Consider the following 23,661-nt stretch of genomic DNA (forward strand, 5'->3'; position numbering starts at 1 on the left):
CCCGCTCCTAACCCACACGCTCACGCCGGCCGAGGATGCCCTGCGGTCGGAACAGAAGGACAACAATCATGATGAACAAAGCGCCGACGTACTTCAGGTCGGCCGGCAGCCCGAACACGGTGGTCAGTTCCACAAAGATGCCAACGACGATCGAACCGATCAGCGCACCGAAGACGGTCCCCAGGCCACCTAGCGTCACGCCGGCGAAGATGAGGAGCAGGATCTGCGAACCCATATCGAACGTGACTCCGGGACGGTAGTAGGCCCACAGGATGCCACCGAGGGAGGCAAGCACGCCGCCGACGATCCAGACGATGCGGATCACCGAGTCCACGTCGATGCCCGAGGCTGCCGCGAGGGCTGGGTTGTCCGCCACTGCACGGGTGGCTTTGCCCAGGCGCGTTTTGAGCAAAACGATGCCGATCAGGGCGATGACGACGGCACTGATCACCAGGGACCACAAGTTGTTGGGCGAGATGGAAATGGGGCCGAGTTGGATTTCTGCGCTCTGCGCGCCTGGCAGTTGCTGGGTGGCTCCACCGAAGTAGAACTGGATCACATAGCGGATGGCCAGGGCCAAGCCGATGCTGACGATCATCATGGGAACCAGGCCGGTGCCGCGGCGGCGCAGCGGACGCCAAAGGCCGGCATCCTGGGCGTAGCCGAAGAGGCCGCCGCACACCAGGGCCAGCAGTATCGCGAGCCAGAACGGGAACCCGAATCCATTGAAGAGGAACACCAAGACGGCGCCGAGCGTGACCATCTCGCCATGGGCAAAGTTGGTCAGGCCCGTGGTTCCGAAAATGAGCGACAAACCAACGGACGCCAGGGCCAGCAGGAGGCCGAAGCTGAGGCCTGCAACCAGGCGGTTGAGGAGATTTTGGCCGAAGTCCTGTTGCTGGACCACGATGCCTTTGCCGAAGGCGAAGATCACGGACAGGTTGGACGTTTGGCTGAACGTGACATTGCGGGGATTTTCCTGGCCGTCGGCCAGTTTGATGCCGTCCGGCAGGGTGGAGGTATCGAGTTCGATCTTGTAGGTGCCTTGGACCGGGACTCCGATGTTCCATGCACCATTGGTGCCGGAGGTCGCCTCGCCTTCGAATCCGTTTCCTGAGGCTTTGATCTTGACGCCGGCTATGGGCGCCCGGGCGTCGTCGCGGAGGAATCCGCTGATGCTGTTCTGGAAATTGGTGGCTGATGGCGAAGGCGAGGGGGTGGTTGCCTCCGCCGCGGGAGCGGCGATCAACAGAGTGGCGATGAGGGCCGCGAAGAACGCCCCCATTGCTCTCCGTAGTCCCTTGGACCGTCTGATGGACGGGTCGCGCAGTGTGCTTCTCAAAATGGAAACCTCCACAGTGGGGGTGGTCCCGGCTGCGCCATTGCAACCGGTGCGAACGGACACGGGGCTTGGCACATTTCCCGCCTGCGTCTCAAAATGTGACCCAAGTCACCCATGCTGTGGCTATGTTACCGCTCAGTGCGGCCAAAAAATGCAGGGCCAAGGGGTCCAAAGGTCGCGATCAGGTAACAAAAGTGACGCAGGAGGCAACTGCCCTCCACTCTTCCAGCGCCGTGTCACGGTTGGGTTTCTTCTGGATGAACAAGGGAACTTTCCCTGCCGCGCGTGCGTGGTAATTGGTACCGTGAATTATCACTCAGCCCTTTTTCAGGAGGACACCCGCAATGGCACTTGGCGGAAACCCGATCTTCAACGGAAAGAATTTCCGTGGAGCCAAACAGGCACCGTCTGTACCGCAAAATCCGTATGGCAACCCCTACGGCCAGCAGTTTAACCAGGTACCCGGACGTGCCCCCAGCCAGGTCATGGATGGCCAGGCAGCATGGTCTGCCCAGCAGCAGAGCATGACCAACGAACAACTGCAGCAGATGTACAACCAGCCTGCCGCAGGTCCGGCCGATACCGGCCGCATGACGTACGACGACGTCATCATGAAGACCGTCATGTGCCTCGTCGTCCTGGTCCTGGGCGCTGGCGTCACCTTGTTTGTCGCCCCGACGTTGGCTACAACGCTCATGATCGTGGGCGCGTTGGGTGGCTTCGTGCTCGCCCTCGTGAACACCTTCAAGAAGCAGCCCTCACCTGCGCTGATCCTTGCGTACGCAGGACTTGAAGGCCTGTTCCTTGGTGGCCTTACCCGCATCCTTGACGGAATGTTCCCCGGCGTCGGCCTCCAGGCAGTCATCGGTACCCTGGCAGTCTTCGGCGTCACGCTCCTGCTCTTCAAGAGCGGCAAGGTCCGTGCCACGCCCAAGATGATCCGCTTCTTCATGATTGCCACCATCGGTTACGCAGTGTTCGCGCTGATCAACCTGGTGATGATGTGGACCGGTGCCGTGCAGGAGCCCTTCGGCCTGCGCACCAGCATCACCATTGCCGGCATCCCGCTGGGCGTTTTCATCGGCATCCTCGCGATCGGCCTCGCTGCCTTCTCCTTGATCATGGACTTCACCAGCATCGAGGAAGGCGTCCGCGCCGGCGCTCCGGAACGCTATTCCTGGGTTGCCGCTTTCGGCCTGACAGTCACCCTGGTTTGGCTCTACGTTGAAATCATCCGCCTCCTCGCCATATTGCGCGGCGACGACTAAAGACGACCAAGCGAGCCATGCGGAAGATGCCCCCGGAGATATCGGGGGCATTTTCCCTTTAAAGCAGTCAGCCCAGGCGTTCGAAAACCACGGCCATTCCTTGGCCGCCGCCCACGCACAGGGTGGCCAGCCCCAGTGTCCCGTCGCGTTCCTTGAGCCCGTTGAGCAGGGTGGTGGTCATGCGTGCTCCCGTCATGCCGAAGGGGTGGCCCACGGCGATGGCACCGCCGTGGACGTTCAGCTTCTCCGGGTTGATGCCCAGTTCCCTGGCGCTCGCGATCACCTGAACGGCAAAGGCCTCGTTGATTTCCACCAGGTCCATGTCATCGATGGTGAGCCCGGCCTGGGACAGTGCGCGCCGAGTGGACTCGACCGGGCCCATTCCCATGAGCTCGGGTGAGAGGGCGCTGACGCCGGTGGAGACCACCCGGGCCACTGGCTCAAGGCCCAGTTGGCGCGCACGCACGTCGCTCATGACTACCAGTGCCGCAGCACCGTCGTTGAGCGGACAGGCATTGCCTGCGGTGACGGTTCCCTCGGCCCGGAAGACAGGCTGTAGCGCAGAAACCCCGTCCAACGTGACGCCGGCACGTGGGGAGTCATCGGCACTGACCACTGAGCCGTCCTTGCGTGTGTACGGGGTGATTTCCCGCGCGTAGAAGCCCGAGGCAATGGCCTCTTCTGCCCGGTTTTGGCTCAGCACGCCCCATTCGTCCTGCTCGGCCCGGGTGATCCCGTAGGTGGTGGCCACGTTTTCCGCGGTCTGTCCCATGGCGATGTAGATATCCGGAAGCCTGCCGCCCAGCCGTGGGTCGGTCCAGGGAATGTTGGACGCCGCACGCGCTGCCGTCCGTTGGGCAGCGGCATCAAAGCGGGGGTTGTGGTTGGCGGCGTCTGTTTCACCGGCACCCTGCCAGTTCTGGTATCGGGAAACACTTTCGACGCCGGCGGCCACCACTGCGTGCGCCTCGCCGGCCTTGATGGCGTGGAAGGCCATGCGCAAGGTTTGCAGGCTCGAGGCGCAGAACCGGTTGACGGTGGCTGCGGGCACGCTGTCCAGGCCGGCCAGGACGGCTACCACCCTGGCCATGTTGGAGCCGGCCTCACCGCTGGGTTCGGCACAGCCAAGCAGGATGTCGTCCAAGCCGCCCACATGGAGGGCAGCGGCGTCAAAACCCGGGATTTTGGCCAAAGCGGCCTGCACCATGGCTGCGGCAAGATCGTCGGGTCGTTCGTCCTTGAGGGAGCCTTTGAAGGCCCGGCCGATTGGACTTCTGGCAGTGGAAACAATGACGGCCTCGGTCATGGCCCCAGCTTACGCCCGGTATCGGTACGCAAACCGGGGCCAGGCCCGGCCTTTCACGCCAAGCGAAGCGCTCCCGCCGCCGGAGTGACGGTGAAGATGTCCGGTTCAGTGAAGCCGGCCTGGGCAAAAGCACGTACGACGGCGTCCCGCACCTGCTGCTCCTGGCGCACCGGAGTGAGGGCGATCGCCGAGCCGCCGAAGCCACCGCCTGTCATCCGGGCACCGATGGCGCCGTGAGTCTTGGCCGCCTCGACGGCCAGATCCAGTTCCGGGCAGGAAATCTCGAAATCATCCCGCATCGAAGCATGGCTGGCATCGAGCAGGAGGCCGATGCTGGCAGGGCCGTGGCTGCCCAGCAGCTCTACGGTTTGCAGCACACGGTCGTTTTCCGTCACCACGTGGCGGACGCGGCGCAGCGTGGTTTCGTCCAGGACGCCGGAGGCTTCTTCGAGGTCTTCCACGCCAACATCGCGCAGGGCGGTGACGCCCAGGACCTCTGCGCCCAACTCGCAGGACGCCCGGCGCGAGGCATACCCGCCGTCGGCGTGGGAGTGCGAGACTTTGGTGTCGATGACCAGCAGCACCAGTCCTGCGGATTCTGCATCGAAGGGGACCAGGTCCACGTGCTGGTCACGGCAGTCAAGGAACACAGCGTGGCCCTTGGCGCCGCGGAGGGAAGCCGATTGGTCCATGATCCCCGTAGGGGCGCCAACAAAGATGTTCTCGGCCCTTTGCGTTTCCAGGACCAGTTCTTCAGCATTGAGACCAGCGTCCGTGAGTTCGTTCAGGGCCGTGATCACTGCGCACTCAATGGCGTGCGAGGAGGACAGTCCGGCGCCCAGGGGCACGTCGGAATCCAGCAGGAGGTCGAAGCCAGGCACTGTGATTCCGCGTTCCTTCAGGACCCAGGCCACGCCCAAGGGGTAGCGGGACCACCCTTGGCCTGAGCCGGGTTCCAGGCCCTCCAGCGACGTTTCCACCAGTCCGTGGCCGCCGAAGGTGGAGAGCAGGCGAACGGTGGCGTCGTTGCGGAGCCTGAGGGCAACTTTGGCGGTCTTGTCGATCGCGAACGGCAGGACGAAGCCTTCGTTGTAATCGGTGTGCTCGCCGATGAGGTTCACCCGACCCGGTGCCTGCCACACGCCGTCGGGGGCTGTTCCGAACGTCTCTTGGAAGCGTTCGGCCAGGGCGCTGGTGTCTGTGGTGGTGGTCATGCGGGGGAGCCTTCCAGGGTCTTGACGGAGGGGGCGCCGGCGACGCTGCGCAGGCGTTCTGCCACGGCCTCCGGAGTGGTGTCGTTGATGAACGCACCCATCGCCGCCTCCGAGCCGGCCAGGTACTTCAGCTTATCCGCGGCGCGCCGGGGTGAGGTGAGCTGCAGGTGCAACTGGCCGGCGGGACGCAGCGAAGAATCCAGGGGAGCTTGATGCCAGGCCGAGATGTAGGGCATGGGCGTTGGATACAGGGCGTCCAGGCGCTTGAGCAGGTCCAGGTACACGTGTGCCAGTTCGTCCCGTTCCTCCCCGGTCAGGGCCGCAAGATCGGGAACGTGCCGGTGTGGAACCAGGTGGATCTCCAGGGGCCAGCGGGCAGCGAAGGGAACGTAGGCGCTGAAGTGGCGTGCTTCCAGCACCATGCGGCTTCCGTCTTCCCGTTCGGCCCTGAGCAACGACGCCGCGAGCGTTTCCTTCGCGTCGACGTCGTCGTAATACTTCCGGGCAACAGCGCCCAGGCTGGCGGCGCGCGGAGTGACGTAGGGGTAGGCGTAAATCTGGCCGTGCGGGTGGTGCAGCGTCACTCCAATGTCTGCGCCGCGGTTCTCGAAAGGAAACACCTGCTTGATGCCGGGCAGGGCGCTCAAGGCTTCAGTGCGCTGGGCCCATGCTTCGATGACCGTGCGTGCCCTGGTCTCGCCAAGTCCGGCGAACGAGCCCGTGTGCTGCGGGGTGAAGGCCACTACCTCGCAACGGCCGAACGCGGCTCCCTTGATGCCGTGGCCTCCGCTGGCAGGGGCTTGTGGAATATCGCCCAGCGCAGGACCCAACGAGGGGAAGCGGTTCTCGAAGACCACCACGTCGTAGTCAGGAGCAGGTATCTCCGACGGGTTGGCGGCTGTGGTGGGGCAAATGGGGCACTGCTCAGCCGGCGGGAGGTGGGTGCGGCTCTGGCGGTGGGCAGCCACCGCAACCCACTCTCCGGACAAAGCGTCGTACCGCACCTCGCCGGGTTCCCCGCGGGCCGGAAGGTCCCGGTGGTCCACCAGGGACCCAGGTGTCCGTTCGGGAGTCCCGGGGTCGTCGAAGTAGATCAGCTCGCGGCTGTCGGCGAGGCGGGTAAGGGTGATGCGACTCATGAACCCATCATTCCATAAGCAATCAAAAACGCATAGTTTCTAACAAAAGTTAACATTGTTCGAATCCAATCAAGTATCGGGGTGCAGTACGGTATTCCCATGCCTGACTCTTCCCCCACTCCAGATGCAGAACCCCGGTCCGAGGCGCGCCGCTTTGCCACAGGCCGCCAATTCGAGTTGCGCCGCGGCGATGCGCTCGCAATTGTCACGGAACTGGCTGCCGGCCTCCGCTTGTACTCGCGCAGCGGAGTCCAGTTGACCGAAAGCTACGGGGACGCCGATATTCCTCCCGGTGCCACGGGAATCACCCTGGCGCCGTGGGCCAACCGCGTGGAAGACGGCGTATGGCGCCTCGAGGGCAAGAAGCAGCAACTCGACGTCACGGAGGTGTCCCGCAACAATGCCAGCCACGGCCTGCTGAGGAACGCCGGGTACGCGCTGGTGGATGAATCCGAGTTTTCCGTGACCTTGGAGGCCACGGTCTTTCCGCAGCACGGCTACCCGTTCCTGGTCCGCCACCGGGTCCGCTACGAACTCGATGCCAACCAGGACCTGCACGTCGAGCAAACCCTGGTGAACGATTCGGATGCCCAGGCACCCTTCGTTCTCGGGGCCCATCCTTACCTGCGCCTCGGTGACGTTGCTCCGGAAGACCTGACGTTGAGTGTCAAGGCGGGAACCCGGCTGGTTGCCGACGAGCGGTTGATTCCACGGAGCACCGCCCCCGTGGAAGGCGATTTCGACCTGTCCGGGGGCCGCTCCGTGGGCAGCTTGGACATAGACGTCGCCTTCACCGATTTGGCGTACGACGGCGGCGCTGCCCGCCACACGCTGAGCGCACCGGATGGGCGCAGCGTGAGCCTGGTGCAGGACCGGAACTGCCAGTATGTCCACGTGTTCGTGACCGACACGTTCCCGGGCCGGAGCAAAGCCGTGGCGCTGGAACCCATGACGGGTCCGGCCAACGCTTTTAACAGCGGAGACGGCCTGCGTTGGCTGGCGCCCGGTGGATCCTTCGCCATGACCTGGGGTATCAGCGCTTCGCTTTAGCCGGTTTGCGGGTAGTGCCGGTTTCCCATACGGCCCGGGCTGCGGAAGTATGGGTTCATGACGCCAACACCGGACGCCAAAACCCGTTCAGACCGCCAAATTGCCGAGGATATACCGTACGGTGTGCGCATAGCGGCCGCATGGTCCTGGCGTGCCGGCCTCATTCTGGTGATGATCGGCATCCTCGTCTGGCTGCTGGGCAAGGTCAGCTTCCTCATCATCCCGGTCATGGTTGCTGCCCTGCTGGCAGGCCTGCTCTACCCCGTGGTGGTTTGGCTGCGCAACCTGAAGGTGCCCAACGGGCTTGCTGTGGCCATCACGGTGCTGGCCTTTATTGGGGTGATCGCAGGGGCCTTGGCCCTGGTGGGACGCCAGTTGGCAGCCGGCTTCGGGGAGCTGTGGCAGGAGGCGCTTACCGGCATCCAGCAGGTCCAGACCTGGCTTGCCGACGGTCCACTGCACCTGACCGCGGACCAGATCGACAAGTACATCGCCGACGCAGCAAACGCCCTGCAAAACAACAGCAGCAGCATCCTGAGCGGAGCGCTCTCCTTCGGCAGCACGGCAGGCCATTTCGCGGCCGGACTGGTGCTGGCACTCTTCATCCTGATCTTCTTCCTGCTGGAGGGGAGCCGGATCTGGGCCTTCCTGGTCCGGCTGCTCCCCAAGAAAGCCCGGCGGGCCACGGATGGGGCCGGCCGCCGCGGGTGGACCTCCATGGTCAATTACGTGCGGATCCAGATGTTCGTCGCTTTCGTGGATGCCGTGGGCATCGGCGTCGGAGCTGCAATCATCCAGGTTCCCCTGGCATTGCCCTTGGCTGTACTGGTGTTCATCGGCTCGTTCATCCCCGTGGTGGGTGCGCTGGTGACCGGTGCCATCGCCGTCCTGCTGGCCCTGGTAGCCAATGGACCGGTCAACGCCTTGATCATGCTGGCGATCGTGCTGTTGGTCCAGCAACTCGAGAGCCACATCCTGCAGCCACTGGTCATGGGCAAGGCCGTAGCGCTGCATCCGGTCGCCGTCATCCTCACTGTGGCGGCCGGTTCCTACCTCGCAGGCATCCCGGGAGCACTCTTTGCCGTTCCAATCCTCGCCGTAGCAAATACGGCCGTTCGCTACATTGCCGGGCGGACGTGGGAACATGATGGGGGACTGGGAGCGGCTGAGGCCGCCACCGCCGAAGGTTCACCGGGGCCTGACGGCGACTCCAATTTCAAGGACGTCGCCCTTCCCGCCGGTCATACCCGAGGCGGCGCCAGTTCCGACAGCAAGGCCAAGGTTTCAGGAAGCGTCCCCACGGAGCCTTCTGACGCCGACACCAACAAAGGAGAATAGCCAGTGAATACCCTCGAAACCCTGCCCGTCACGCTGGACGATGTCCTCAAGGCGCAGGAGCTGCTCGAGGGCATTATTACGAAGACTCCGGTGGAGTCCTCACGGGCACTTGGCACCCTCGTTGGCGGCAACGTCTTCTTCAAATGCGAGAACCTGCAGCGCGCCGGTTCGTTCAAGGTCCGCGGTGCCTACGTCCGCATGGCCCGCCTCTCCGAGGACGAAAAGAAGCGTGGCGTCGTAGCGGCCTCCGCCGGTAACCACGCCCAAGGCGTAGCAGTCGCCGCGAAGAGCCTGGGCATCAACGCCCGCATTTACATGCCGCTCGGCGTGGCCCTTCCGAAGCTCGCCGCCACCCGGAGCCACGGCGCGGAGGTGGTGCTTCACGGCCACAACGTGGATGAAGCCCTGGCCGAGGCGCAGCGCTACGCAAACGAGACCGGTGCAGTCTTCGTTCACCCCTTCGACAACGTGGATGTAGTGGCAGGGCAGGGAACCATCGGGCTGGAAATCCTGGACCAGATCCCGCACGTGGACACCATCCTCATGGGCGTCGGCGGTGGCGGCCTGCTGGCCGGGGTGGCGGTGGCCATCAAGGCCAAAGCCAAGGAGCTGGGCCGCGACATCCGTGTCATCGGCGTCCAGGCCGAAAACGCTGCCGCCTACCCGCCGTCGTTGGCTGCCGACGCCCTGGTACCCCTCAAGAAGGTTTCCACCATGGCAGACGGTATCGCCGTAGGCCGGCCGGGACAGCTCCCGTTCAGCATCATCCGCGAACTGGTGGACGACGTCGTAACTGTCAGCGAAGACTCGCTGGCACGGGCGCTGATCTTCCTGCTGGAGCGGGCCAAGATGGTGGTGGAACCGGCCGGCGCGGTGGGAGTAGCCGCACTGATGGACGGCAAGATCGAAAACCCGGGGAACACCGCCGTCGTGCTCTCCGGCGGCAACATCGATCCGATGCTCATGCTGAAGGTCATCCAGCGCGGTCTCTCCGCAGCCGGGCGGTTCATGACCGTCCGGATGATGCTGGACGACCGGCCCGGTTCCCTGGCAACGATCGCCCGCATCATCGCGGAAAACGACGCCAACGTCACCGGGCTGGACCACACGCGCCTGGGCGGCTCCATCAGCATGGGCGACGTTTCGATCACCATCAACCTGGAAACCAAGGGCCACGAACACGGGGAACAAGTGCTGGGCGCGCTCCGCGCCGAGGGCTTCCAACCGATCGTGGTGCACTGACAGGAGGCCGGCATGGTGCTCGAAACGCCCGATGGTTCAAAGGCCGAGGCCCGCGATTCGCTGGCGGGAAGGGCCAAGGGAGGGTTGCTCTTCATGGGCGGCTTCGTGGTGCTGCTCTACGTCATTGAGTTCCTGAATACGCTCATGTCGCATGGGCTCAACCGCACGTTTGGCTTGCGATCGCGATCTCTCGACGGTGTCCTGGATATCCTGACCTTCCCGCTGCTGCATGCCAACCTCAACCACTTGCTTTCCAATACGCTGCCGCTGCTGATCTTCGGCTTCCTGGTGTTCCTGGCGGGGCTGAGGGTGTTCATCACGGCACTTGCGTTCAGTTGGCTGGGGTCCGGCCTGACCGTCTGGCTCATCGGCGGGGGAGGAGTCACCGTTGGCGCCTCCGGACTGGTGTTTGGATTCTTTGCCTTCCTGCTGGTCCGGGGATTCTTCAACCGCAGTTGGTGGCAGATCCTGTTGTCAGTGGTGCTCTTCATGGCCTATGGCAGCATCTTGTTCGGCGTGCTGCCCACCGTGATGGGGTACGTTTCGTGGCAGGCCCACCTGGGCGGCGCGATCGGCGGCATCGTCGCGGCGATCCTCCTGCGCCCCAAATCCACAGCCACCACCCCCTGACCCAACTAGGTCGCAGTTGTGCGCGTTTTGAGGGTTCAAAACGCGCACTAATGCGACGCAGTTGGGTGAGGCGGGGATGAAAAAACGCCGGCCCTTCCGCGAAACGGAGGGGCCGGCGTTCGTCTTCCAATAAGCGTTAGCCTGCGTACGGCTTGGCGGAAACGATCTCCACGGAGATTTCCTTGCCGTTGGGGGCGGTGTAGCTGAGCTTGTCGCCCTCCTTGTGGCCGATGATCGCAGCACCGAGCGGGGACTTTTCGGAGAAGACGTCGATGTCCGAGTCGCCGGCGATCTCACGGGAGCCGAGGAGGAACTTCTCCTCGTCTCCGGCGATCCTGGCAACCACCAGCATGCCGGGCTCAACAATTCCGTCGTCGGCGGGGGCTTCGCCAACCTGGGCATCGCGCAGGAGCACGGTGAGCTGGCGGATGCGGGCCTCGATCTTGCCCTGCTCCTCCTTGGCTGCGTGGTAGCCGCCGTTTTCCTTGAGGTCGCCTTCCTGGCGCGCGGCTTCGATCTTCTGGACGATATCCGCCCGGCCGGCGCCGGAAAGGTGGTCCAGCTCAGCCTTCAAGCGGTCGAAAGCTTCCTGGGTAAGCCAAGCTGCTGTGGCGCTGTTGGTGGTAGACACGGATTTCTCCTCTTGATCTGACAAAACAAAAGACCCCGCCGAGGTGGCCACTCGTGAAACTCAGTAACCAACTAAACGGGGGTGAAGGTTCTATCCATTGTAGTAAATCCTTTGGATGAACCCAAACCGGTTGAGTGCTGCGTCACATGATTGTTATTTGCCGCTGTCGGTGATCCAGCAATTGTCAACCACGCCGGACACAGCCGCGGATTCGGTGATGAGGACCGTCCGCTGGGCGGTTGTCCGCCCGCCGTCGGCGTCCTGTTGGGGATCATTCGGTCCGATCTCCACCACTTTCCACCCCACGACGGCGAACTTGGAGTCCATGGCCTTGATGGCGCATTTCGCTGTGGCTGTGGGGGACTTGGTGACCTGGTAATCCACCTCGGCCTGGGTGTCATCCACGGTGCTGTAGCCGATGTCCTTGAAGGTGACGGGAGCCGTGGCGGAGCCGGTGGCGACGTAGGCGGCAAAACCGATGCCCACCACGAGGGCTCCGATGATGATGTTCCTCTTGGACTTCCGGGTCAATCCGCGCTTTTGGCCACCGTAGCGATTGGCTAGGCTGTTGTCTGCCGGAAGTTTGGTGGCCGATGCGTCCTCTGAAGTCACCCATCCAGTTTAGTGCGGATCCCGGCAGTCCCTAATTTGCACCATCCATGAAAGAGGAGCCGTCCCGTGACTGCGTCCACCGAGACAGAGCAGCTTCGCCTGCTTGCCGTCCATGCCCATCCGGATGATGAGTCCAGCAAGGGTGCGGCAACCATGGCGATGTATGCCGCGGCCGGAGTTGAGGTCATGGTGGCCACGTGCACCGATGGATCGCGAGGAGACATCCAGAACCCTGCCATGGAGGATGCTCCGCACCCCAAGCGGGACATGGCGGGTGCACGCAGGTTGGAGATGGCGAACGCCGCGGCAGTCCTCGGCATCCAGCAGAGGTGGTTGGGATTCGTGGATTCGGGCCTTCCGGAGGGTGATCCGCTGCCTGCGCTGCCCGCGGGTTGCTTCGCCCTGCAGCCCTTGGAACGAGCCGCTGCGCCACTGGTACGTTTGGTGCGCGACTTCAAGCCGCACGTGATCATCAGCTACGACGAAAATGGCGGCTATCCGCACCCGGACCACATCATGGCGCACAAAGTGGCCGTGGAAGCGTTCGAGGCAGCCGGAGACCCCGGGCGGTATCCGGGCATCGGCGAACCGTGGGCGCCCAGCAAGCTGTACTACGACCGCGCCTTCAGTCCCGAACGTTTCCGTGCACTGCATTTCGCGCTGGAAGAAGCCGGTTTGCAGTCACCGTACGCCGAGCGGCTTGCAGCCTGGCTCGAAGCGGACGCCGAGGGCCACACGCCGCCTGTGCCGGCACACCAGACCACCACGCAGATTGATTGCGGCGACTTCTTCGAGGCGAGGGACGATGCCCTCAGGGCGCACCGGACCCAGATCGACCCGGTGGGTTTCTTCTTCGCCGTTTCTCCGGACCTGCAGCGCACCGCATGGCCGTGGGAGGACTACACGCTGGTCCAGTCCAAGGTCACGTCCGAGCTGCCGGAAAAGGACCTCTTCGCAGGGATAAGATAGAGAAGGCCCGGGTTTCTATCGCTCGTAGAAGTCTCCCGGGGCCAACCAGATCCCAGCCCGCTGGACCGGCATGCATCAGCTCCCATAGAAGGTTTGAACGTGCACCACTTGATCCTCGCCCTGACCGTCAGCCCGTCGCCCGACCCCACCGGCACGCTGCGTCCGGGCCTGTCCGAGGACCAGGTGACGCCGGGTACGTGGGGCTTTGTCCTGACCGCCTTCATCGTGATCCTTACCACTTTCCTTATTGTGGACATGGTCCGGCGCATCCGCCGCGTCCGGTACCGCGCACAGGTGGAGGAAGCGCGACTGGCCGCCGAGTCAGGATCGGCTGACGCTCCGACGGATGAGAACGGCGATGCCGCTCCCGGGCCGCGCTGACCCGCAGGAAAACACGTGGCCCGGGGCGTCCAATACCTTGGGCTTGGAGCCGAGCGCCTACTTGCGCCAGCATGCCGGCAATCCGGTGTTCTGGCGGCCTTTCGGCGATGAAGCCTTTGCCTTTGCGGCGGAACGCGACGTTCCGGTCTTCCTCTCGATCGGCTACGCGGCATGCCACTGGTGCCACGTCATGGCCCATGAGTCCTTCGAGGACCAGGCCACGGCCGACTACTTGAACGCACACTTCGTTCCCGTCAAGGTGGACCGCGAAGAGCGCCCGGACGTCGATTCGGTGTACATGGCAGCCACCCAGGCCATCAGCGGCGAGGGCGGCTGGCCCATGTCCGTCTTCCTCACTCCGGTTGGGCTCGCCTTCCATGCCGGCACTTATTTCCCGCCCACACCCTTGCCCGGCAGGCCCTCCTTCCTCAACGTCCTTGAAGCAGTCCACGAAGCCTGGGCGGAGCGGCGCGAAGCCGTTGAGCAGAACGCCCGCGGTTTGGCGTCGAACATGGCCAACGCCCAGATGTCCGCCGCGGTACGGCTTGATGGGCCGCCCGAAGTTCTTGATGCCGGGTTGCTGTCCGATGCCGTCGGCCTGTTGGCACGGTCCGAGGACATGGCCGCCGGTGGCTTTGGCACCGCCCCCAAGTTCCCGCCGTCGGCCGTCGTGGAATTCTTGATCCGGCACGCGGCGGCACCCTCCGAAACGGCCGAAGCAGCGCGGGACATGGCCGGTCGGACCCTGGCAGGCATGGCACGCTCCGCCTTGCGGGACCAGCTCGACGGCGGATTCGCCAGGTACTCGGTGACGGCGGACTGGTCCGTTCCCCACTTCGAAAAAATGCTCTACGACAACGCCCAGCTCCTGCGTGCCTATACGCACTGGATCAGGCTGGGCGGAAATGCCGTGTTCCCTGTTGAGGAAGCCGCTGCCGTTGCGTCGGACTGCGCCGACTGGATGGTGTCTGCCCTTGCCGTGGAAGGGGGCGCCCTGGCATCTTCCCTCGACGCGGATACCGTGGTGGACGGCGTCCATCACGAGGGGGCGGCCTATCTCTGGACGCCTGACTCGCTGCAGGAGGTGCTGGGCACAGGCGATGCCGAGGCCGTTGCGCGGATCATGAACGTAGGTAGTGCGGGCACCGTTTCCGCCCTCGGCTCGCCTCTGCATCCCGGGAAGCTGCTGACCGGCACCGAATCCAGGACGTGGGAACGCGTGCGCCCGGCGCTTCTGGCCGCGAGGAACAAGCGCAACCAGCCCGCACGGGACAACAAGGTGGTGGCCGGATGGAACGGCTTGGCGGTAGCAGCCCTGGCAGAAGCCGGAGCCGTCCTGGAACGGCCGGGACTGGTCACGGCTGCTGAGAGCATCGCCGGCTACCTTGAATGTGTCCATTGGAATTCCGGCGAAAGCCTGCTGACACGCGTCTCGCACGATGCCGCGCCGAGAGGGATCGGTGGACTCCTGGAGGACTACGCCTTCTGCGCGGACGGCTTCTTTGCGCTCTACGCCGTGACAGGCAAGAAACGCTGGTACGGCCTGGGCGAAAGCCTGGTCCTGGCCGCCAGCGAACGCTTTGTGGCAAACGGCCGGCTCGCAGACTCGGCCGGTGAATCTGCCCAGGTCTTCAATGCCCAGGGGCAGCATGCCGCGCTGGATCCGTTCGACAACGCCACGCCCAGTGGTGCCGCCGCGTTCGCCGGTGCGTTGCTGACCTACTCGGCCTACTCGGGATCCCACGATCACCGCCTCATGGCCGGCAATATCCTGGGCTTGCTTCCGCCGATCGCCAGCCGCGCGCCCCGGGTGGCTGGCTGGCTCCTGGCCACGGCGCAGGCCGCCCTTGCCGGGCCGGTGGAGGCCGCCGTCGCCGGTCCGGACACGCCGTCGCGGCGCGAACTCCACCTAGCGTTGCTGGCTTCGGCCAGCCCGGGTCTGGTGGTCGCCGTGCAAACCGCGGACGACGGCGGGTCCACGGCAGCCGCCGTCGACGTTCCGTTGCTGCGGCACCGCTCAGGCGGCGCTGACGGTTCGGCGCAGGTGTACTTGTGCCGCGGGATGGTGTGTGAAAGGCCCGTGGGGACAGTGGCCGAGGTGGAGGCCAGGCTGGCCGCGATGGTTTCCGGCGACTGAGCCGCGGGGCCCTAGCTTAGGACGGCGATCATGATCGCCACGAAGTGAGCCGCAAAAGCGAACACCGTGAAGGCGTGGAACAGTTCATGGAAACCGAAGTGCTTCGCGCTGAAATTTGGTTTCTTGATTCCGTAGAACACGGCTCCGGCGATGTAGAGGGCGCCGCCAACGCAGATGAGCACGGCGGAGGCCGCGTTGGCGGCGAAGAACTGCGGCAGGTAGAACAGCGCACCGCAGCCGAGGGCAACATAGATGGGCACGTACAGCCACCGCGGTGCGTGGGTCCAGAGCACCCTGAAGAGCACGCCGGCTATGGCTGCGGACCAAATGGTCCACAGCAGCGTGACCGCCGCGGGCCTGTCCAGCAGTGACCAGGCGAGGGGCGTGTAGCTGCCCGCGATGACCAGCATGATGTTGGTGTGGTCCAGCCGCTTGAGCACTATCCGGACCCTGTCATTCCAGTTACCGCGGTGGTACACAGCGCTGACCCCGAACAACATGACTCCCGTCAGGGCATAAATGGCCGAGGTGACCTTGCGGTCCGCGGTGGGCGCAAGAGCTACCAGGACAATCCCGGCCGCAAGCGCAAACGGCGTTGCCACCGCGTGGATCCAGCCGCGCCACAAGGGCTTGATGTTGAGCGTGTCAGCCATTGTTAAAGGGTAACCTACGGTCCGGTAAGTTACTTGCGGGTAATAGTGCTTCGCCCTGTTCCTGGGCACCTGCTGCACCAGCCTGCCAGCTCGGGCAGGTAGCCTTGGATGTGCGCGTCGTTCGATTGATCAGAGCAAGGAAGTCAGGTGAGAGTCCGGTGGAGCTGCCCGGTTTCCTCTACGGCTTCTACGAACGCAGGCTCCTCAGATCGCTCGACCACCAGAAGATTCCGCGCCACGTCGGCGTCATGGTGGACGGCAACCGCCGGTGGGCGCGCCAGTTCAACGCACCCACCAGCGAAGGGCACCAAGCGGGAGCGGACAAGATCCACGAGTTCCTGGGATGGTGCCAGGAGCTGGGCGTCAAAGTAGTGACCCTGTACATGCTCTCCACGGACAACATGAGCCGCTCCGGCGAGGAGCTGGACCTGCTGATGGGCATCATTGCCAACACCATGGACCGCCTGGATGAGAACGAGGATATTTCAGTCCATGCCATGGGGGCGCCGGAACTCCTTCCCGACTACCTTGCCGAGCGGCTCAACAAGCTCACTGCCCGGACGCCGGTCCACGAGAAGATCCACGTCAACGTGGCCGTGGGCTACGGTGGGCGACGGGAAATCGTTGATGCCGTCCGGGAACTCCTCCAGGACGCCGCTGCCAAGGGCCGTAACATGTCCGAGGTTGCAGATGAACTCTCGGTGGACGACATTTCACGTTTCCTCTACACCAGGGGCCAGCCCGATCCCGACCTCGTCATCCGCACCTCCGGTGAACAGCGGCTCTCCGGCTTCCTGATGTGGCAGAGCGCCTACAGCGAGTTCTACTTCTGCGAGGCCCTGTGGCCGGCTTTCCGCAAGGTCGACTTCCTGAGGGCACTCCGCGATTATGCGGGACGCCAACGCCGCTTCGGTTCCTGAGGCGCCTGATTCCTCATGCTCTTTGCAACCGCCGCTGGGTGAACTTCCGTTAATACCGAATTCACTCGTGGAGAAACGACTTGCCGACGCCACAAAGAGGAATTTCCTGTGGCGGGGATTACGTTAAACCCATCAGCAGGCAAAACCGCCCGCTGATCGGGGAGGCCAGTAGATGGAGCGGATCATCGCACCAGTTACAGGGGAGGCCACGCCCGGCCTTCCGGCCGAGCCGCTTCACCATAAGGCCGGGCGAACGCCCGGGGCTGGAGTCGATGTGGCTATTTCAGAGCAACTGCCCGCAATGGTTTCCGACGGGGAAAGTGCAGCTACCTCTCGCGCCAAGCGCGCCACCAAAGGGACAAAGAAAACCGCGGCTCCCACAGGCCACAGCTACGTCATAGATACCTCCGTCCTGCTCTCCGATCCGCACGCACTGCTGCGCTTCGCCGAGCACGAGGTCATTGTCCCGATCGTGGTCATCAGCGAACTTGAGGGCAAACGCCACGATCCGGAACTGGGCTATTTTGCCCGGAAAGCCTTGCGGCTGCTGGACGACCTGCGGATTGAGCATGGCGGCCTGGACCACCCCATTCCTTTGGGAAACGATGGTGGCCTGCTCAGGGTGGAAATGAACCACATTTCGCCGGACGTACTCCCAGCGGGCTTCCGCGGCGGCGACAACGACAGCCGGATCCTGGCCGTCGCGAAGAACCTTGCCAACGAGGGCCACAACGTCACCGTGGTCTCCAAGGACCTTCCCATGCGCGTCAAGGCTTCGGCCATGGGCTTGCATGCCGATGAGTACCGGAACGAGCTGGTCAAGGACTCCGGCTGGACCGGTCTTGCAGAAATCGAAGCCAGCGAACAGGAAGTCAGCACCCTTTACGGCCACGAACCGGTCTTCATCCCGGCCGCGGCCGAACTTCCCGTGAATACCGGCCTGGTGGTCCTCTCCAACCGCGGCTCGGCGCTGGGCCGGGTGGGTTCGGACAAGCAGGTCCGGTTGGTCAAGGGAGACCGGGATGTCTTCGGCCTCCACGGCCGCTCGGCAGAACAGCGGCTCGCCATCGACCTTCTCATGGACCCGTCCGTGGGCATCGTTTCCATTGGCGGGCGTGCGGGCACCGGTAAGTCCGCCCTAGCCCTCTGCGCGGGCCTCGAAGCCGTCCTCGAACGCCGCGAGCACCGCAAGGTAGTGGTCTTCCGTCCCCTGTACGCAGTAGGTGGACAGGAGCTCGGCTACCTGCCCGGCTCCGAATCCGAGAAAATGAACCCGTGGGCGCAAGCGGTGTTCGATACCCTCGGTGCGTTGGTCAGCCAGGAAGTAGTGGAAGAAGTCATGGACCGCGGAATGCTGGAGGTCCTGCCGCTCACGCACATCCGCGGACGCTCCCTTCACGACGCCTTCGTCATCGTGGACGAAGCACAGTCACTGGAGAAGAATGTCCTGCTGACGGTCATGAGCCGCATCGGGCAGAACTCCAAGATTGTCCTCACCCACGACGTCGCCCAGCGTGACAACCTCCGCGTGGGCCGGCACGACGGCGTGGCAGCCGTCGTCGAAACCCTCAAGGGACACCCGCTGTTCGGCCACATCACGCTGACCCGGTCTGAGCGGTCGCCGATCGCAGCCCTTGTGACGGAGCTGCTTGAAGGGGCAGAAATCTAGAGTGCCGCCGGCCGCGCGGTGGTTACCACCGCGCGGCCGGCGGCCTCCTGTGTGGCCGGGTTCCGGCCGGCCCCGCACTTTCGCCGTCCATCGGTTGGGTCCGCGCGTCAGCGGCCTCCCGCCGTCGCTTAGACACAACGCATAAGGCCCCCTTCGGTCGCTGGGCGACCTTAGGGGGCCGATGCGTCGCGATGCGCTCCTTTCCGGGAGCCCGCTGTCGCGCTAGTGCCGTCGGCGCCGGTCAGAGACCGAGGTAGGTGGAAAGTCCTTCGTGGCCTTGGACGTGGAGGGTCCAGTCGGGGCGTTTGAAGGTCTCTGGGGTGAGGCGGACTTTTTGGACGTCTTCCACCTTGGTGCCCCAAGCGTCGCGGGTCAGGCCGTTGGGCTGGTAACCGAGGCTGGTGGAGACGCCCAGGGATTGTTGGTTCCACGTTGCGGCTTCGGATTCGGCCACTTCTGCCTTCAGGTAATCGAAGGCGTAACTGACGACGGCGGCGCGCATCTCCTTGCCGACGCCGCGGCCTTGCGCCGCTTGCTTGAGCCATGAACCCGTGCTGACCGTCTTGAGGACCGCGAAGTTCTTGGCAGCGAGGTCCTGGACGCCCAACAGTTCACCGTCCTGCCAAACGCCCAGGAGGAGGGTCCACTCGTCCGGGGTGAATCCCGCCCGGCATCGCCAGTACCACTGGGCCATCTTGGGAGCCAGTTCGTCGTCCGGGAGTTCGGCCCACGGCGTGCTGAAAGGACTCTTTCCAGGTTCGTGGACGCCGGAGCGGGCGGCAGAGACGGCGGCCGGGATGTCGGCGTCGAGAAGGGGGCGCAACTGCAAGCGGGGCGTGGTGAGGGTCAGTCCGAAAGGGGGCCAGATGTCTGCCAGCGAGGTCATCGCCGCAGTCTAGCGTGGCTGGAGCGGGGCTCGATGTCACGCGGCTTCCTGCAGGGCCGCGCAGCGTCAGGCCGCCGGGCCGATGTCCCAGGAGATGTGGCGCCGGACATCGGTCAAGTTCATGGACTCGGCGAGGAAAAGGTCATCCAGCATGTACTCGTCCACGGCCAGGATCTTGAGCCAATGGCCCTTGCCGGAGGATTCGCCATCCAGCGATTGGCTGGCGACGCAGACTCCTGTGGCAGCGTCTACACGGACCAGCGTCCGTCCCGGGTGCGCCAACGGTTCGGCGGGATCCGAAGGCTTGTAGGTCCGGCCCCGGGTGATTACTGCCTCCAGTGCCAGGCGCCCCTCGTGGTCCACCTCGCGGGGTTCATCGAAGGACACCGGGTTGGTGTCCGGGAATTCCAGGGGTACGGGCGCGTTGCCGGCAAGTTCCACGGGGTCCAGGGCGGCGGCGAGCCGGCCGTTTCCGAAGGAAGGCTCACCGTAGGCGGCTTCCGGACGGCGCCGAACCAGGCCGCCGTCGTCGTAAACAGGTGTCACCAGATGCGGCGGAAGCAGCCACGAGCGGCGCGTGGCGCTGACATAGAACTCATCCCTGGAGTCGTTGATCCCCGTGGTGCTGTAGAGCAGTTGGCCATCGGGAGCCTCCAAGCGGAGAGCTCCCGGACGCCTGAGCCAGGCCCGCACGATGTTGGCGCCCGTCCCCGGCCGCTCAAGGTATTCGAACCGAAGGCTGGTCCACTTCCAGGGCGATGAACGGCACAGGTTCCGGAACGTGGAGGACAAGTCGGAATGATCCCCTGAATGCCCGTTTGAGGGTCCAAATCCCGGCGGCAGGCCGGGTCCATCTGTACTGTAGCGCCCCATATCCACAGTGTACCCAGAGGTTCACGCCGGGCCCGGAGATAATCCGGGGTAGCATCCGAGGGTGATCCGACGACTCGCCGACCTCTGGGACGCCGCCCCTTTTGCCTTCTGGCTGGTGCTGTTGGCGTCCCTTTATTTCGTGGTCATGGCGGTGCGGCTCACGGTGATCGACGTTCGAAGCCATTTGCTGCCCAACCGCATCGTCTTCCCGTCGTACGGGGTGGCCGGGATCCTGCTCCTGGCTGCGGCCCTGCTCTCCGGGTCACGCATGGACGGCGCGCTGGCCGGAATTCCGGGGCTCGGGGTGCTTGCCGGTGCTGCTGCCCTGTGGGTCCTCTATTTCCTGCTCCGGCTCGTCTATCCGCCAGGCATGGGATTCGGGGACGTGAAGCTGGCCGGGGTGTTGGGTTTGTACTTGGGCTACCTTGGCTGGGGCCACGTATTCGCGGGAACCTTCCTGGCGTTCCTCCTGGGCGGGCTGTGGGGGCTGGTCATCATCGTGACCAGGAGGGGCAGCCTCGCCTCGGCGATTCCCTTTGGACCGTTCATGCTGGCAGGGGCTGCCGCAGCCATGGTTGTCCTGCCTGCATGACGCCGTAAGCTGGCTGCATGGGTGCACCTGAGTTTGTGCTGAAGCTGCGGGAAAAAATCGGGAATGACCCGTTGTGGCTGCCTGCAGTCCGGGGCATCGTGTTGGATGACGAAGGCAGGGTGCTCCTGTGCCAACGATCGGATAACGGACACTGGACACCGATTACGGGGATCCTGGACCCGGGGGAGCACCCGGCCCCGGGTCTGGTCCGGGAAATCTTCGAGGAAACAGCCGTGGTAGCCGAGACCGAACGGATCATCGGGGTCGGAGTGGTAGGTCCGGTGACCTTTCCGAACGGCGACGAATGCGATTTCCTCGATATCACGTTCCGCTGCAAGTATGTCTCCGGTGAGGCCCGGGTCAACGACGACGAGTCGCTGGATGTCCAGTGGTTCCACCTGGACGATCTCCCCGAAATGAGCCACGGACACCTGCAGGCCATACGGCTCGCCACGGAGCCCGAAGGCCCCGTGGCGTACCAGACGGAGTAGCAGATCAGCGGCGGGCGGCTTCGAGTTCCTCGGCCTCGGCGCCGCCGATCGCCTCACCGCGGGCAACCATGCCGGCCGTGTCCGAGAGCGGGATCTGCTTCAGGGTGATGGCCAGGATCAGGGCGATGGCGATGAACGGCACGAGGTACCAGAACACAGGTGCCAGGGAGTCGGCGTAGGCGTTCACGATCGCGTCCCGAAGCTGTTCCGGCAGCTGCGCCAGGGCCTGCGGATCCAGGGTGCTGGTGGACTGCGAGGCCTGCTCGGATGAAGCTCCGGCGCCGGTGAAGGCCTTGGTCAAGGACTCAGCGAGGCGGTTGGTGAAGATCGAGCCAAAGACCGCTACGCCCAAGGACGCACCTACTTCGCGGAAGTAATTGTTGGTGCTGGTTGCGGTACCGATCTGGTCCGCAGGGACCGAGTTCTGGACCACCAGGACAATGACCTGCATGATCAAGCCCAGCCCGGCGCCGAAAATGAACAGTTGTACGCAAATCATCCAGATGGGCGTCTCGGCGGTCAGGGTGGTCAACCAGAGCATGGCAAGGATGGTCAAGGCCGCGCCCAGGATGGGGTAGAGCTTGTACTTGCCCGTCTTGGAAATCCTGATGCCGGAGAAGATGGACGTGCACATGAGGCCCACCATCATGGGGAGCATGAGCAGGCCGGACTCGGCCGCTGAGGTTCCGGAGGACATCTGCAGGAACGTCGGCACGAAGGCGATTGCAGCAAACATGCCCAGGCCCAGCGTGAAGCCGATGGCCGTGGCGTTGATGAAGATCGGGTTGCGGAACAGACTCAGCGGAATGATGGGATCCTCGGCGCGGCGTTCAGCCATGACGAAGGCGAATGCGGCCAGGACCATGCCGGCGCCAAAAGCCCACGTCAACGGTGAATCCCAGCCTTCGTCCTTCTTGCCACCAAAGTCGGTGAAAAAGATGAGGCAGGTGGTGGCAGCGGAAAGGAAGACGACACCAAGGATGTCGATCTTCTTTTCGGCCTTCTTGTTCGGCAGGGTCAGGGTGAACCAGGCCGTGATAAAGGCGGCGATGCCGATGGGGATGTTGATGTAGAAAGCCCATTCCCAGGTCAGGTGGTCCACGAAGAATCCACCCAGCAGTGGACCGGCAACGGCGGAGAGGCCGAAGATGGCGCCCAGCGGACCCATGTACTTTCCGCGTTCCTTGGCCGGCACAATGTCCGCGATGATGGCCTGCGACAGGATCATGAGGCCACCGCCGCCCAGGCCCTGGATGGCCCGGAACACCACGAAGCCCCAGAACTCCGTAGCGAAGGCACAACCGACCGAAGCCAGGGTGAACAGGGCGATGGCGACGAGGAACAGGTTCCGCCGGCCAAGGATGTCACCGAACTTGCCGTAGATCGGCATGACGATCGTGGTGGCCAGGAGGTAGGCCGTGGTGATCCAGGCCTGGTGTTCCACGCCGCCGAGCTTGCCTACGATGGTGGGCATGGCCGTGGAGACGATCGTTTGGTCCAGGCTGGACAACAGCATGCCCGCTATCAGGGCAGAGAAGATGATCCAGATCCTCTTCTGGGTCAAGAGCAGCGGCTCGGCTGCCTTCGAGAGTGTACTCATGCGGGGTCCTTCGGTGTCTGTGCGGGGGTGGTGTCCAGCGGTTGCGAAAAGAGTTTCCGGGCCGCGGCGAGGTTCTGGTCAAGAAGCTCGCGGTAGGGCCGGGTGTTGTCCTCCGAGAAGAACTGGTGGGAGGTCTTCTTGGAAACGGCTCCGAATACGGCCGATGCCATGACGATTTCCGGGTGCCCGGGAGAGAGGCCTTCGCGGTGGGCGATCAGTTCCATGAACTGCAGTTCCCGGGCCTCGCCCTCCAAGGTCATGCGGCCAAGGAGTTGGGGCTCGGCCTTGATGGCGGCGATCAGTTGGTGGACCTCGGTGCGGCTGATGGTTGATCGCTCCACGATGTCCACGGTGAGGTGGTAGAGGGCTGCCAGCAGGGTGTCCGAGATGCCGTCGGGGCGACGTTCGGGATCGCGGTTGAAGTCATCCAGCGCATCCTGGGGAAGGTCGTCGGAGAAGGCCCCGATCACGGCGTCTTCCTTGGAATGGAAGTAGTTGAAGAAGGTACGCCGCGAAATGCCCGCCGCTTCGCACACCTCTTCAACGGTGTAGCCGTTCAGACCCCGTTCGGCGGTCAGGGTGCGGGCGACGGCGGTGATCGCTAACCTCGTGGCGGCGCGCTTGCGCTCGCGGAGGCCGCCGTCGATATTTGCACTATTGCTCACAGAGTAAAGTTTTGCACTAAGTATTCAATAGTGCAAAAAGAAAGTGGAGTGTC

The 23,661-nt window shown here is 64.0% G+C and carries 23 protein-coding genes; 12 read left to right on the forward strand and 11 right to left on the reverse strand.

Features of this window, described 5'->3' with window-relative positions; translation table 11 throughout:
* Positions 1–7: 7 nt before the first annotated feature.
* Positions 8–1,285, reverse strand: coding sequence for a branched-chain amino acid ABC transporter permease (locus ACIPY3_RS04795; RefSeq protein ID WP_400330771.1), 1,278 nt, complete (start codon positions 1,283–1,285; stop codon positions 8–10).
* Positions 1,286–1,686: 401 nt separating this feature from the next.
* Between ACIPY3_RS04795 and ACIPY3_RS04800 the strand changes: the two genes are divergently transcribed.
* Positions 1,687–2,610: a Bax inhibitor-1/YccA family protein gene (locus ACIPY3_RS04800; RefSeq protein WP_397324718.1), complete on the forward strand. Its 924-nt coding sequence runs from the start codon at positions 1,687–1,689 to the stop codon at positions 2,608–2,610.
* A gap of 67 nt (positions 2,611–2,677) precedes the next feature.
* On the opposite strand, the gene ACIPY3_RS04805 is transcribed toward ACIPY3_RS04800, so the two are convergent.
* From ACIPY3_RS04805 to galT, 3 genes are read right to left on the reverse strand one after another with little or no spacing between them, the layout of a single operon-like run.
* Positions 2,678–3,916 (reverse strand): acetyl-CoA C-acetyltransferase, encoded by a 1,239-nt coding sequence (locus tag ACIPY3_RS04805; protein ID WP_400330775.1) that lies wholly within the window; start codon positions 3,914–3,916, stop codon positions 2,678–2,680.
* A 53-nt stretch (positions 3,917–3,969) separates the two neighbouring features.
* Positions 3,970–5,130, reverse strand: coding sequence for a galactokinase (gene galK / locus ACIPY3_RS04810; protein WP_400330777.1), 1,161 nt, complete (start codon positions 5,128–5,130; stop codon positions 3,970–3,972).
* Positions 5,127–6,269 carry a galactose-1-phosphate uridylyltransferase gene (gene galT, locus ACIPY3_RS04815; protein WP_400330780.1) on the reverse strand — a complete coding sequence of 381 codons (1,143 nt, stop codon included), beginning with the start codon at positions 6,267–6,269 and terminating at the stop codon, positions 5,127–5,129. The genes galK and galT overlap by 4 nt, the downstream gene beginning before the upstream one ends.
* A 99-nt stretch (positions 6,270–6,368) precedes the next feature.
* On the opposite strand from galT, the gene ACIPY3_RS04820 reads away from it, so the two are divergent.
* The 4 genes from ACIPY3_RS04820 to ACIPY3_RS04835 are packed head-to-tail and all read left to right on the forward strand — an operon-like array spanning position 6,369 to position 10,529.
* Positions 6,369–7,319 carry an aldose 1-epimerase family protein gene (locus tag ACIPY3_RS04820; RefSeq protein WP_400330782.1) on the forward strand — a complete coding sequence of 317 codons (951 nt, stop codon included), beginning with the start codon at positions 6,369–6,371 and terminating at the stop codon, positions 7,317–7,319.
* A gap of 57 nt (positions 7,320–7,376) precedes the next feature.
* A complete protein-coding gene (locus tag ACIPY3_RS04825) occupies positions 7,377–8,657 on the forward strand; it encodes an AI-2E family transporter (protein ID WP_400330785.1) in 1,281 nt (426 codons plus the stop codon).
* Positions 8,658–8,660: 3 nt separating this feature from the next.
* Positions 8,661–9,899 (forward strand): threonine ammonia-lyase, encoded by a 1,239-nt coding sequence (ilvA, locus tag ACIPY3_RS04830; RefSeq protein WP_400270495.1) that lies wholly within the window; start codon positions 8,661–8,663, stop codon positions 9,897–9,899.
* Between the two features lie 12 nt (positions 9,900–9,911).
* Positions 9,912–10,529, forward strand: a complete 618-nt coding sequence (locus ACIPY3_RS04835) for a rhomboid family intramembrane serine protease (RefSeq protein ID WP_400330788.1) — start codon at positions 9,912–9,914, stop codon at positions 10,527–10,529.
* 136 nt (positions 10,530–10,665) lie between these two features.
* Here ACIPY3_RS04835 and greA read toward each other — a convergent pair whose 3' ends face one another.
* Together greA and ACIPY3_RS04845 are read right to left on the reverse strand one after the other, a co-directional pair.
* Entirely contained in the window at positions 10,666–11,160 is a 495-nt protein-coding gene (greA, locus tag ACIPY3_RS04840) for a transcription elongation factor GreA (RefSeq protein ID WP_400330791.1), read from the reverse strand.
* A 153-nt stretch (positions 11,161–11,313) separates the two neighbouring features.
* Positions 11,314–11,772, reverse strand: coding sequence for a DUF4307 domain-containing protein (locus tag ACIPY3_RS04845; RefSeq protein ID WP_400330794.1), 459 nt, complete (start codon positions 11,770–11,772; stop codon positions 11,314–11,316).
* A 66-nt stretch (positions 11,773–11,838) separates the two neighbouring features.
* Between ACIPY3_RS04845 and mca the strand changes: the two genes are divergently transcribed.
* The 3 genes from mca (at position 11,839) to ACIPY3_RS04860 (ending at position 15,259) form a co-directional block, all read left to right on the forward strand.
* On the forward strand, positions 11,839–12,741 hold the full coding sequence (gene mca / locus ACIPY3_RS04850; protein ID WP_400330796.1) for a mycothiol conjugate amidase Mca: 903 nt from the start codon (positions 11,839–11,841) through the stop codon (positions 12,739–12,741).
* 99 nt (positions 12,742–12,840) lie between these two features.
* Positions 12,841–13,122 carry a hypothetical protein gene (locus ACIPY3_RS04855; RefSeq protein ID WP_397324735.1) on the forward strand — a complete coding sequence of 94 codons (282 nt, stop codon included), beginning with the start codon at positions 12,841–12,843 and terminating at the stop codon, positions 13,120–13,122.
* Positions 13,088–15,259: a thioredoxin domain-containing protein gene (locus ACIPY3_RS04860; RefSeq protein ID WP_400330799.1), complete on the forward strand. Its 2,172-nt coding sequence runs from the start codon at positions 13,088–13,090 to the stop codon at positions 15,257–15,259. Before ACIPY3_RS04855 ends, ACIPY3_RS04860 begins: the two co-directional genes overlap by 35 nt.
* 11 nt (positions 15,260–15,270) lie before the next feature.
* Here the strand turns inward: ACIPY3_RS04860 and ACIPY3_RS04865 are convergent, their stop codons facing one another.
* Positions 15,271–15,912, reverse strand: coding sequence for a hemolysin III family protein (locus tag ACIPY3_RS04865; RefSeq protein ID WP_400330802.1), 642 nt, complete (start codon positions 15,910–15,912; stop codon positions 15,271–15,273).
* A gap of 158 nt (positions 15,913–16,070) precedes the next feature.
* Here ACIPY3_RS04865 and ACIPY3_RS04870 point away from each other — a divergent pair, with 158 nt between their 5' ends.
* Both ACIPY3_RS04870 and ACIPY3_RS04875 read left to right on the forward strand, forming a co-directional pair.
* Entirely contained in the window at positions 16,071–16,832 is a 762-nt protein-coding gene (locus ACIPY3_RS04870; RefSeq protein ID WP_397324740.1) for an isoprenyl transferase, read from the forward strand.
* A 274-nt stretch (positions 16,833–17,106) separates the two neighbouring features.
* Positions 17,107–18,501: a PhoH family protein gene (locus tag ACIPY3_RS04875; RefSeq protein WP_400330805.1), complete on the forward strand. Its 1,395-nt coding sequence runs from the start codon at positions 17,107–17,109 to the stop codon at positions 18,499–18,501.
* 241 nt (positions 18,502–18,742) lie between these two features.
* On the opposite strand, the gene ACIPY3_RS04880 is transcribed toward ACIPY3_RS04875, so the two are convergent.
* The gene (locus tag ACIPY3_RS04880; protein WP_400330807.1) at positions 18,743–19,387 is read right to left on the reverse strand and encodes a GNAT family N-acetyltransferase; all 645 of its coding nucleotides are present in this window, start codon (positions 19,385–19,387) and stop codon (positions 18,743–18,745) included.
* Between the two features lie 66 nt (positions 19,388–19,453).
* Positions 19,454–20,260 carry a hypothetical protein gene (locus ACIPY3_RS04885; protein WP_400330810.1) on the reverse strand — a complete coding sequence of 269 codons (807 nt, stop codon included), beginning with the start codon at positions 20,258–20,260 and terminating at the stop codon, positions 19,454–19,456.
* A 61-nt stretch (positions 20,261–20,321) separates the two neighbouring features.
* On the opposite strand from ACIPY3_RS04885, the gene ACIPY3_RS04890 reads away from it, so the two are divergent.
* Both ACIPY3_RS04890 and ACIPY3_RS04895 read left to right on the forward strand, forming a co-directional pair.
* On the forward strand, positions 20,322–20,852 hold the full coding sequence (locus ACIPY3_RS04890; RefSeq protein WP_400330813.1) for a prepilin peptidase: 531 nt from the start codon (positions 20,322–20,324) through the stop codon (positions 20,850–20,852).
* Between the two features lie 17 nt (positions 20,853–20,869).
* The gene (locus ACIPY3_RS04895; protein WP_400330816.1) at positions 20,870–21,343 is read left to right on the forward strand and encodes an NUDIX hydrolase; all 474 of its coding nucleotides are present in this window, start codon (positions 20,870–20,872) and stop codon (positions 21,341–21,343) included.
* 4 nt (positions 21,344–21,347) lie between these two features.
* Here ACIPY3_RS04895 and ACIPY3_RS04900 read toward each other — a convergent pair whose 3' ends face one another.
* Positions 21,348–22,943 (reverse strand): MDR family MFS transporter, encoded by a 1,596-nt coding sequence (locus ACIPY3_RS04900; RefSeq protein ID WP_400330819.1) that lies wholly within the window; start codon positions 22,941–22,943, stop codon positions 21,348–21,350.
* Positions 22,940–23,608 (reverse strand): TetR/AcrR family transcriptional regulator, encoded by a 669-nt coding sequence (locus ACIPY3_RS04905; protein ID WP_397324753.1) that lies wholly within the window; start codon positions 23,606–23,608, stop codon positions 22,940–22,942. Before ACIPY3_RS04905 ends, ACIPY3_RS04900 begins: the two co-directional genes overlap by 4 nt.
* Between the last annotated feature and the right edge of the window lie 53 nt (positions 23,609–23,661).

Origin of the sequence: Paenarthrobacter sp. NPDC089714, from assembly GCF_044748905.1 — a bacterium.
Classification (GTDB): Bacteria; Actinomycetota; Actinomycetes; order Actinomycetales; family Micrococcaceae; genus Arthrobacter.